This window comes from Pandoraea sp. CB10b_02, from assembly GCF_002216225.1.
Classification (GTDB): domain Bacteria; phylum Pseudomonadota; class Gammaproteobacteria; order Burkholderiales; family Burkholderiaceae; genus Pandoraea; species Pandoraea nosoerga.
Map to the genome: position 1 here is coordinate 38,221 of NZ_NJGW02000027.1, position 9,459 is coordinate 47,679.

Sequence of the window (9,459 nt, forward strand, 5' to 3'; positions counted from 1 at the left end):
GGCGTGCCGAGTGTGACGGGAGCGTGTCAGAATGCACCGGCTTGCACAACACCGACGGTGCTTTCCCGCGAAGGAAAGCGCCGTTTGTCGTTTGGTAAGTACTCCATTGCATATGCGGTTGCAGCAAAACGCGTCCCGCGAGGGGCGTGTGCCACCGACGTCAACGGGGGACGCCCGCCCAGGCGGGGCGAACAAATACAAGATCACTACCAAAGAGGATAACGATGAAGCGCTTCCCACTCACGGTGCTGGCTGCGGCCAGCGTTGCCGTCGCCGCACCGGCGATGGCCCAGAGCAACGTCACGCTGTACGGTGTCATCGATGCCGGTATCGGCTATGTGAACAATGTCGCGTCCGGCCTGAACGCCAAGGGCGCGCACAACGTCCAGGCCGTGAGCGGCATCGGCCAGGGCAACCGCTGGGGCCTCAAGGGCTCCGAAGATCTGGGCGGCGGCCTCAAGGCCGTCTTCCTGTTGGAAAACGGCTTCAGCCTGACCAATGGCAACTTGCTGCAGAACAGCCGCATGTTCGGCCGTCAGGCCTATGTGGGGCTGCAGAGCGCGCAGGCCGGCACGGTCACGATCGGCCGCCAGTACGACTCCGTCGTCGACTTCGTGAGCCCGATCACGTCGGCCAAGCAATGGGCCACGCAGTATGGCGCGCACGTGGGCGACATCGACAACCTCTACAACTCCTTCCGCATCAACAACTCGATCAAGTACACGAGCGCCAACTACAGCGGTTTCTCGTTCGGCGCGCTGTACGGCTTCAGCAACGAAGCCAATACGGGCAATGGCACCGGCTTCTCGCATAACAACGCGTTCAGCCTGGGCGCTTCATACGCCAACGGTCCGCTGACGGCCGCGGTTGCGTACCTGCATCTGGCGAGCCCGGGCACGGCGAATGCCGGCGGTGCGGTCACCAACGATTACTCGAGCGCGACCGACATCTTCTACACGAGCGCGGTCGAGAAGCACGATATCGCCGCGGCCGGTGTGTCGTACCAGATCCAGGCGGCCACGGTCGGGTTCGTGTACAGCTATGCGAAGGTGCGCTACGCGAACCAGTCGTCGATTCGTGTGAATACGTTCGAGCTCAACGGCAAGTACCAGGTCACGCCGAATCTGCTCGGCGGGCTCGCCTTTATCTACAGCGACGGCAGCGTGGGTGGTGCAACGGCCCTGAGCGGCATCAGCAACGGCACCAAGCCGCGCTGGTTCCAGATCAACGCGGGCGGCGTGTACGCGTTCAGCAAGCGCACCGAATCGTACCTGACGGGCGTCTATCAGCGTGCGACCGGCGATGCCGTGGTGGCGGCGATCGACAACGTGGGCGGGCCGACCGGCACTGGCGCCCAGTCGCAGATTGCCGTGATCGCGGGCCTGCGCCACAAGTTCTGATCTTTGCTGGCATCCAGCGCCCTGTTTCGGGCCGAAGACGGGGGCCGTCGCGAGCGACGGGCCCCGTTTTGCCTTGTGGGCGGGGCGTGCAATTCACGCGTTTTACGTGTATAATCCGCGTCTTGTCCAAATTTGGGCATTGCGGGAAGGGATCCTCACTGACGAACGATGAGGGTCTGCTTCGCCATCAATCAACCGTTCAGCCAGTCTGGAAGGCACGATGCGGGGCTCGCGGATCGCGGGCGTGGCGTCGAGAGCCGATCGGGAGATCGCAGAGGAGGTGAGTCGCGGTCCCGCCGGATGTGGTGTAGTGCAGTCCGTCGCACGTCCGTTCGTCGCGCCCGGCAGGAGGGGACTCCAGCGGGGCGGTGAAGGGTATCGTTGCGCGGTAAGTTAAATTTCCGGCTTTCGAGAGCCGAATCACTATACGAGATATTGCATGACCAAGATCGTTATCAAAGACGGTGAACCCGTAGAAGTCGCACTGCGTCGCTTTCGCCGCGCCATCGACGGCACGGGCCTGATCAAGGAAGTCAAGGCGCGCGCCGCTTACGAGAAGCCGACGGCCGAGCGCAAGCGCAAGAAGGCTGCCGCCGTGGCCCGCCTGCGCAAGCGCCTGCGCAGCCAGACGCTGAAGAAGAAGATGTACTGAGCGTGTCGTTGCGCCCTGGTGGCGCAGCACCATGCGAAGTGAAAAACCCGCCGTGAGGCGGGTTTTTTTATGTGCCGGGGCGACGAGCCGGTTTGATAAACTCGTCGCCTTCACCGCGGCCCGCCACCGGCCAATGCTGCGGATGCCCGACTCACGGTTCGATTCTCACGACTCGCCCACGACTCACCCACGGCTCAATTCCCCGATTCCCTATGAAAACACTGACCACCGCCGCCCTCGACGCGCTGACCCAGCAAGCGGAGCAGTCGCCGCGTCTGCGCATGAACCAGAACCTGCATGAATCGCTGGACGATCCCATCCAGCGTCTGACCATTGCGATGGAGCCGGCGACGTACATTCGTCCGCACCTTCATCGTTATACGTGGGAACTGCTCACCGCACTGCGCGGGCGGTTTGTCGTGCTGACGTTTGACGAGGCCGGTGTCGTTACGGACCGTCAGGTGCTTGGCGAGGGCGCCGTGGCGATCGAGACGCCCGCGTGCGTGCACCATACGGTGCTCTCGCTGGACCCGGGCGCGGTCATCTTCGAGGTCAAGCACGGCCCGTATCGTCCGTTCGTCGAAGCCGACTATGCGAGCTGGTCGGCGCCCGCCGATACCCGCGAAGCGGCGTCGTTCATGGAATGGGTCAAAACGGCGCAGGTGGGCGAGCGCTGGGCGACGGCCTGAGGCCCAGACGGTGCAGGTGGGGGCGGGGGGCGCCAGACATCATTGCGGCCGGCCCTGGAATTCCCCCGGCGCCATCGCGAGCCAGGCGTTCGCCGATATATCGGGTGAGCTCGCCGGTTGTGGCGCATTGGCTGGTTCAACCGCGCTAAACCAGGCTGAACGTCCGCAGCTACCGCTGCCGCCCTTCTAGGGCCGAAAGAAAAACGGGCCAGCACAATGCCGGCCCGTTTTGCACGTCGATGAAGACGATGACTTCTTCTGGCTGATTACTTCTTCCTGCGAACGGTCTTCTTCGGTGCCGGCGCGTCGTCATCCTGGACGGCGAGTTGCCCGCCGGTGCCCAGACCGCCCGCGACCGTCTGCTGCTTGTAGTTCTTCACGGCGCGCACGACATTGTTGTACGAGTCGGTGAAGGCCGCCACGATGACCTTGCCTTCGGCCGTGTTCGAGTAGCCCCCGAGCGAGCCGCCGGCCGAGCTGCCGACGATGCGACCCAGCGCGCCGAAGTCCATGGCGCTGGCGCTGCCTTCCGCGGCGGCGATCTGCACGCTCGAGCGGTTGTCGATCACCGTCAGCAGGGTGCTGGCTTCCTTCGAGTTCATGCTGCCGGCAAGTGCGCCGATGGCCGAACCGATGCCGCCCGGCAGGAGCCCGGCGATGCTCGCACCGGCGCCGCCAGCGTTGTTGTTGGTGAACGTGATCGACGGGCTGATCGCGTAATCGGCGGCCACCATCTTGCCCTTGCCGAAGTTCGACTTGCTGCGCAGTTCCCCCGAATCGTTCAGCGCGCGCTCGCCCATGATCGTGTTCATGCCGCGACCGCGGTCAACCACCACGAAGCAGTTCGACTGTTGCACCAGGAGCTTGAGCACCGGCACCGTCGAGCCGAGCTTGTACTGACCCGTCAGCACCCCGTACCAGGGCGCGGATGTATCCTCGATCACGGCGATCGTGCCCAAAGGACGGTCGCACTTTTCCAGCGTGGCGTTGGCGTTTTCCGAATTGGCGCCGCCGGCGGAGCCGGTGGCGGCGGTCTTGGCGCTGCTGCTGCCCATGTTCATGGTCGAGCAACCCGCCATGATGCCGGCTGCGAGCAGCAGGCCCGTGATTTTTGCGAGATGGTGTGCCATTTTCCTAGTTCTTTAGAATGTTGTTCTGGAAGTGGCGGCGCTGCTCTGCCCGCGGGTGCGGCGGGCTCGGCCGGGTCGGTGACGCCGCCAGATGCCAGGAGTCCAAAAAAGCAGGAGCGAAAGCGAGTTACCGTAGGACTCCTATGCTGAAATGCTCCGTAAGAACATTCCGCGCCGCATGCTAGCACGGCGGCAAACCACGGATCCCCTATCAAAAATCATGGGGATTACGAACGGATTAAGGATGGGATTGCAAGGGGCTTAGGTAAGGATTAGGTATTAACCATAATCCATTCGAACCTGTTGACGAAGATCGGCGGGGACGCGAGCGGAGTCGGGACGTCGGGCACGGAACGTGCGGTAGATCCGATGGAACGTTTTCTCCGGACGTTCGCGCTTTCTCACCGTGATCATTCTTGCGAGCGCCGATAAGAAAGCCCGGAGGCGAGGCCGGTTGGGCTGCGCGGGACGCGTGCGAGGTGGGGTTTTTGGTCCCCCCGACAGGAATCGAACCTGTATCTAGCGCTTAGGAGGCACTCGTTCTATCCATTGAACTACAGGGAGATGGACCATTCGCTGGCGTAGGCTGGTACGCGAGCGAGGGCAGAGTATAGCAAAAACGGTATCGCGATGGCCGCTTTGCTTCGCGAGCGGCGCATTCGGCATTGCATCCTGAGCGCATGCAACCTCCGGGACCACTCGGTTACCCGGTCGCCGGCGCAGAGTCCCGCACCCTCGCATCATCCCCTCAGGCCCTCCTCCTCAGGCCCTCCCTCCACCCCTTCCCTCCACACCTTTCCCTCACACCTTCCCCTCACACCTTCCCCTCACACCTTCCCCTCACACCTTCCCCTCACATCCGTCCCGCCACTCCGTCGCTTGACATGCCAGCCCCTTTCCGGAAACAATTCTGTCCATATTAAGGACGTTGAGTCCATAATATGGACATTAAAGGAGATCCCCAAATGCAATCGACGCGTCCCATCGAGCCCTCGCGGCAGGGCGGCGAGGGCGGCAGCCACCCGGCCACCATGCCGTACCAGTTTCCCAATCCCCCCGAAGCTCTGAAGGAAATCGTGCAGCCGCACGCCATTCCCGAAGATGAGCGCATATGGGTGCCGCAGGCCGAGAACGTCTGGTTCCGTCCGCTCTGCCTGAACGTATCGCAGGGCTACTGGATGAACCTGCTGCGCGTGCGCAAGTCGGGTGTGCTCTCGCGACACCGTCATCCGCAGGCGGTGCACGGCATGGTCCTCAAGGGCAAGTGGCGCTATCTCGAACACGATTGGGTCGCCACCGAGGGCAGCTACGTGTTCGAGCCGCCAGGGGAAACGCACACGCTCGTCGTGCCGGAAGACGTTGAAGAAATGATCACGATGTTCCAGGTCAACGGCGTGATGTTCTACGTCGACCCGTGGGGCCAATACATGGGCTACGAGGATGTTTTCACCAAGCTCGACATGTGTCGCAAGCACTACGAAGCCGTGGGTCTGGGCGCCGACTACGTCGACCAGTTCGTGAGGTGAGCATGGCACCGGCTCCTGTACGCGGCACACCGCGCTATGACTTTACGGGCTCGGTTGCCGTCGTGACCGGCGCGTCCGGCGGCATCGGGCTCGCGCTCGCCGGAGCGCTGGCCGGCGCCGGCGCCACCGTCGTCAACTGGGATCTCAATCCGGTCGGGCACACCGGCATCCATGGCATGGCGCTCGACATTACCGACGACGGCGCCGTCGCCAATGTCGTGCGCGACACGCTCGAACGCTTCGGGCGAATCGACGTGCTCGTGAATAACGCGGGCTTCGCGGGGCCCACCATGCCGCTCACCGAATTCGATCCGCAGGTGTGGGCGCGCGTGATCGAAGTGAACCTCACCGGCGTCTATCGCGTATGCCGTCATGTAGTGCCGTGCATGCAGGCGAACGGCTACGGCCGCATCGTCAATATCGCCTCGCTCGCCGGCAAGGAAGGTACGCCGAATGCCTCCGCCTACAGTGCGGCCAAGGCCGGCGTGATCGCAATGACGAAGTCGCTCGGCAAGGAACTGGCGAAGACGGACGTGCGCGTCAACGCCATTGCGCCGGCCGCCATCGAGACCGCGCTGCTCAATCAGATGGCGCCGCAGCACGTGCAGACGATGATCGACAAAAGCCCCATGGCGCGGCTGGGAACGGTCGATGAAGTGGCGCAGCTGGCCCTGTGGCTCGCGAGCGGCGCGTGCACATTCAGCACGGGCGCCGTGTTCGATGTGTCCGGGGGGCGCGCAACGTACTGAGTGCGCGAGCGCCGCGGCGATCGCGTCCCGCGTCCCGGCAATCGGCCTCGGCCGCACGCTCGCGCTTTTCCGACGTGTGGCGGCGCCTGGCCGTGGTTTTTATCAACACCTAAAGCTATAAGCACACTGGAGACAATCAATGGACTCTTTTCCCACACCAGCGGGACAGGCGGCTCGCACCGCCGCGGACGCCAGCGCGAAAAGCGCGCGCATCAAGCGCATGCAGTGGATCGCGGTCGTGTTTCTCACGCTCGCCGGCATGGTCAACTATCTTGATCGCAGCACGTTATCGATCGCCAACCATTCCGTTTCGCAGGAGCTCGGCCTGTCGGCTTCGGAGATGGGGCTGTTGCTCTCGTCATTCTCGCTCGCCTACGCGTTCTCGCAGTTGCCCATCGGCGTCATGCTGGACCGCTTCGGCGCACGCATCATGCTCGGCCTCGGCATGTTCATGTGGTCGGTGGCGCAGTTGGCCGGCGGCTTCGTGCACACGCTGCACCAGTTTCTCGTAGCGCGCGTGTTCCTCGGCATCGGCGAGGCGCCGCAATTTCCCGCAGGCGCGAAAGTCGTGAGCGAGTGGTTCGCCAAGCATGAGCGCGGCGGGCCGACGGGCGTGTTCGTCGCCTCCTCGACCATCGGCCCCATGATTGCACCTCCCATACTGACCGCGCTGATGCTGGCCTTCGGCTGGCGCACGATGTTCGTCATCATGGGCGCGCTTGGCATCGCGGTGGCGATCGGCTGGTACATCGTCTATCGCAACCGCAACGAGATCGCCCTGAGCCAGGCCGAGCGCGGCTATCTGGCCAGCGGCGAGCTCGAAGACAAGCGCGAGACGCGCATGACCTTCGCCGACTGGCGTGGCTTGTTCGCCCACAAGACGACGTGGGGCATGATCTTCGGCTACATGGGCGTGATCTACATGGTTTGGCTGTATCTGACCTGGCTGCCGGCGTACCTGGAACACGAACGTCACCTGTCCATCGCGAAGACCGGCTGGATTGTCTCGATTCCGTACCTCTTCGGCACGCTGGGCATGGTGGGCTCCGGCTACTTCGCCGACTGGCTGATGGGGCGCGGCGTGAAGCCGGTCACGAGCCGCAAGTGGCCGATCTGCATCGGTCTGATCGGTGCGGCCGCCTTCACGGTGCCGGCGGCGTTCACGCCCAGCACGCCGCTTGCCGTGACCTACATCAGTGCCGCCATGTTCTTCGTGAACTTCGCCAGCGGTGGCGGCTGGGCGCTGGTGAGCGTGGCAGCCCCGCGCCGCCTGGTGGGGTCGCTCTCGAGCCTGCAGAACTTCGGTGGTTACTTTGGCGGGTCGTTTGCCCCGCTGATTACCGGCATTGTCGTGGACCGCACCCATTCGTTCGTCAACGCATTGCTCATCAGCGCGGCGCTCGCCGTAGTGGCCGCATTCATTTACCTGCTGGTCGTGCGCGAGCCGATCGGCGAACGCGACGCGCCGCAGCCCCATGGCGGCCCGTCGCCCAAGGAAGCCTGAACCATGACTTATCGACCCGATCTGCTCGCCGGCAAGGTGGCCCTCGTCACCGGAGGCACGACCGGCATTGGCGCTGCCGTCGCCGCAGGCCTCGCCGCGCTCGGCGCTCGTGTGAGCGCGGCGGGCCTGCCGGCCCCGCAAGGCACGCCTGTGCCGCCGGCCGGCGTGTCCGTCGTCGCGCTCGACGTGTCCGACGACGCGAGCGTCACCCAGGTGGTCGGCGCCCATGACGCGCTCGACATCGTGGTGAACTGCGCCGGCGTGATTCGCCGCAACGCCGAACTCGACCCCGCGGTCTTCGCGCAGGTCATCGACATCAACCTCACGGGCACGATGCGCGTGTGCGCGGCGGCGCGCGAGAAGCTCCGCGCGAGCGGCGGTTGCATCGTCAATACGGCCTCGATGCTGAGCTTTTTCGGCGGCGGTCTCGTGCCCGGCTACAGCGCAAGCAAGGGAGGGGTCGCACAATTGACCAAGTCGCTGGCCATCGCCTACGCGGCCGACGGCATCCGCGTGAACGCCATTGCGCCGGGCTGGATCGCCACGCCGCTCACGCAGGCATTGCAGGAAAACGACGAACGCTCGAAGGGCATTCTGGAGCGCACGCCGATGAAGCGTTGGGGCACGCCGGAAGAGGTCGCGAACGTTGCCGTGTTCCTCACCACGCCGGCGGCCTCGTTCATGACGGGCGCCGTGGTGCCGGTGGATGGCGGCTATCTGAGCGTCTGACCCTCATTCGGCACTCATTCGGCACCCATTCGGCGCGCATTCAGGCGCGTTTGGTGAGCATTCGGTGAGCATTCGGCGCGCTCCCGCAGGCGGGGCGTCCAGGCGCTCGGCGGCGGCCCGTCCCACGCAGGGCAGGTCTTCGCCGGGCGGACGTCCTTCCGTCCCGTCCGCCGCTTCCGCTACTTCCGCTACTTCCGCTACTTCCGCTACTTCCGCTACTTCCGCTACTTCCGCCGCTTCCGCCGCTTCCGCTGCTTCCGCTGCGGCCAGTGCTTCCATTTACGGTTCCCGACGCGGCTCGCGCGCCACCATGCCAACGTCGCCGCGGCGCGCACCGCCCACCCCGGCAACGCTATAATCGCGCCTTCCGGGCATTGCCCGGTCGTGTCCGCCAGCGTCCGGCAAGCGTGTCGTTCGTCGCTCGCTGCGCGGCTGAATTGTCCGGCTTCCGAATCCTCGCACGCTGCCCGTCAGACATGCCCAAGTCCGCTACCAAACTTCCCGAGACGACTGATAACGACGCCGCACCGCTGGCCCGGCGCGAGGCGGCGGGTGCGTCGAAGGCAACAGGTACGCAGGCATTCTCGAAGTTCATGGCGGTGTTGCAATTGATCGCGGACGCCGCCGAGCCGCAGACGATTCCGCAACTGAGCCGCGCCAGCGGTTATCCGCGCCCGACCGTCTATCGCATTGTCGGTGCGCTCGTCGCCGAGGGGCTCGTCATCGAAAACCCACGCATGGGAACGCTCACGCTCGGGCCGCGCCTGATCAATCTGGCAAGTCGCAGTTGGGGCCGCTCCGACCTGCGCGTTGCCGCCGCCGATGCGCTCAAGACGTTGCGCGACACCGTGCGCGAGACGGTTCACCTGGCGGTGCCGAGCGAGCTGGGCATGGTCTACATCGAGAAACTCGAAAGCCCGCAGGCCGTGCGTATGACGTCGCGCATCGGCACGCGCGTGACACTGTATTCGAGCTCGGTCGGCAAGGCGTATCTCTGCGCATTATTGATCCGGCCCTTGCGCACTTGAAATTTTCTGCACCACCCTCAACTCGGATTCATGCAAGCAACCGACATGAGAT

Annotated in this window: 8 protein-coding genes, 1 tRNA gene and 1 pseudogene; 8 read left to right on the plus strand and 2 right to left on the minus strand. The window is 64.4% G+C overall.

The genetic code is table 11. The annotated features are described in order from the left end of the window. The first annotated feature begins 224 nt into the window (after window positions 1–224). From CDN36_RS20325 to CDN36_RS20335, 3 genes are all read left to right on the plus strand, one after another. Window positions 225–1,400: a porin gene (locus tag CDN36_RS20325; RefSeq protein WP_150556803.1), complete on the plus strand. Its 1,176-nt coding sequence runs from the start codon at window positions 225–227 to the stop codon at window positions 1,398–1,400. 439 nt (window positions 1,401–1,839) lie between these two features. After that, window positions 1,840–2,052 (plus strand): 30S ribosomal protein S21, encoded by a 213-nt coding sequence (rpsU, locus tag CDN36_RS20330; protein ID WP_010806331.1) that lies wholly within the window; start codon window positions 1,840–1,842, stop codon window positions 2,050–2,052. A 212-nt stretch (window positions 2,053–2,264) separates the two neighbouring features. After that, the gene (locus tag CDN36_RS20335; RefSeq protein WP_150556804.1) at window positions 2,265–2,741 is read left to right on the plus strand and encodes a WbuC family cupin fold metalloprotein; all 477 of its coding nucleotides are present in this window, start codon (window positions 2,265–2,267) and stop codon (window positions 2,739–2,741) included. Window positions 2,742–3,007: 266 nt separating this feature from the next. Here CDN36_RS20335 and CDN36_RS20340 read toward each other — a convergent pair whose 3' ends face one another. After that, the gene (locus CDN36_RS20340; RefSeq protein WP_150556805.1) at window positions 3,008–3,871 is read right to left on the minus strand and encodes a CsgG/HfaB family protein; all 864 of its coding nucleotides are present in this window, start codon (window positions 3,869–3,871) and stop codon (window positions 3,008–3,010) included. A gap of 489 nt (window positions 3,872–4,360) precedes the next feature. Further along, window positions 4,361–4,435: transfer RNA gene (locus tag CDN36_RS20345), tRNA-Arg, on the minus strand. Window positions 4,436–4,902: 467 nt separating this feature from the next. Between CDN36_RS20345 and CDN36_RS20350 the strand changes: the two genes are divergently transcribed. The 5 genes and pseudogenes from CDN36_RS20350 to CDN36_RS20370 form a co-directional block, all read left to right on the plus strand. Beyond that, entirely contained in the window at window positions 4,903–5,397 is a 495-nt protein-coding gene (locus CDN36_RS20350; protein WP_150556876.1) for a 2,4'-dihydroxyacetophenone dioxygenase family protein, read from the plus strand. Window positions 5,398–5,399: 2 nt separating this feature from the next. Then, window positions 5,400–6,146, plus strand: coding sequence for an SDR family oxidoreductase (locus CDN36_RS20355; protein ID WP_150556806.1), 747 nt, complete (start codon window positions 5,400–5,402; stop codon window positions 6,144–6,146). A 139-nt stretch (window positions 6,147–6,285) separates the two neighbouring features. Next, window positions 6,286–7,650, plus strand: coding sequence for an MFS transporter (locus CDN36_RS20360; protein ID WP_287497724.1), 1,365 nt, complete (start codon window positions 6,286–6,288; stop codon window positions 7,648–7,650). 3 nt (window positions 7,651–7,653) lie between these two features. After that, window positions 7,654–8,379: an SDR family NAD(P)-dependent oxidoreductase gene (locus CDN36_RS20365; RefSeq protein ID WP_150556808.1), complete on the plus strand. Its 726-nt coding sequence runs from the start codon at window positions 7,654–7,656 to the stop codon at window positions 8,377–8,379. A gap of 476 nt (window positions 8,380–8,855) precedes the next feature. Next, window positions 8,856–9,383: pseudogene (locus tag CDN36_RS20370) on the plus strand (IclR family transcriptional regulator); the annotation flags it as partial. Between the last annotated feature and the right edge of the window lie 76 nt (window positions 9,384–9,459).

Coding starts and splice junctions, on each gene's coding strand:
- rpsU (WP_010806331.1), top strand. CDS start 1,840: ATGACCAAGATCGTTATCAAAGACGGTGAACCCGTAGAAGTCGCACTG.
- CDN36_RS20350 (WP_150556876.1), top strand. CDS start 4,903: ATGCCGTACCAGTTTCCCAATCCCCCCGAAGCTCTGAAGGAAATCGTG.
- CDN36_RS20360 (WP_287497724.1), top strand. CDS start 6,286: ATGGACTCTTTTCCCACACCAGCGGGACAGGCGGCTCGCACCGCCGCG.
- CDN36_RS20365 (WP_150556808.1), top strand. CDS start 7,654: ATGACTTATCGACCCGATCTGCTCGCCGGCAAGGTGGCCCTCGTCACC.
- CDN36_RS20355 (WP_150556806.1), top strand. CDS start 5,400: ATGGCACCGGCTCCTGTACGCGGCACACCGCGCTATGACTTTACGGGC.
- CDN36_RS20340 (WP_150556805.1), bottom strand. CDS start 3,871: ATGGCACACCATCTCGCAAAAATCACGGGCCTGCTGCTCGCAGCCGGC.
- CDN36_RS20325 (WP_150556803.1), top strand. CDS start 225: ATGAAGCGCTTCCCACTCACGGTGCTGGCTGCGGCCAGCGTTGCCGTC.
- CDN36_RS20335 (WP_150556804.1), top strand. CDS start 2,265: ATGAAAACACTGACCACCGCCGCCCTCGACGCGCTGACCCAGCAAGCG.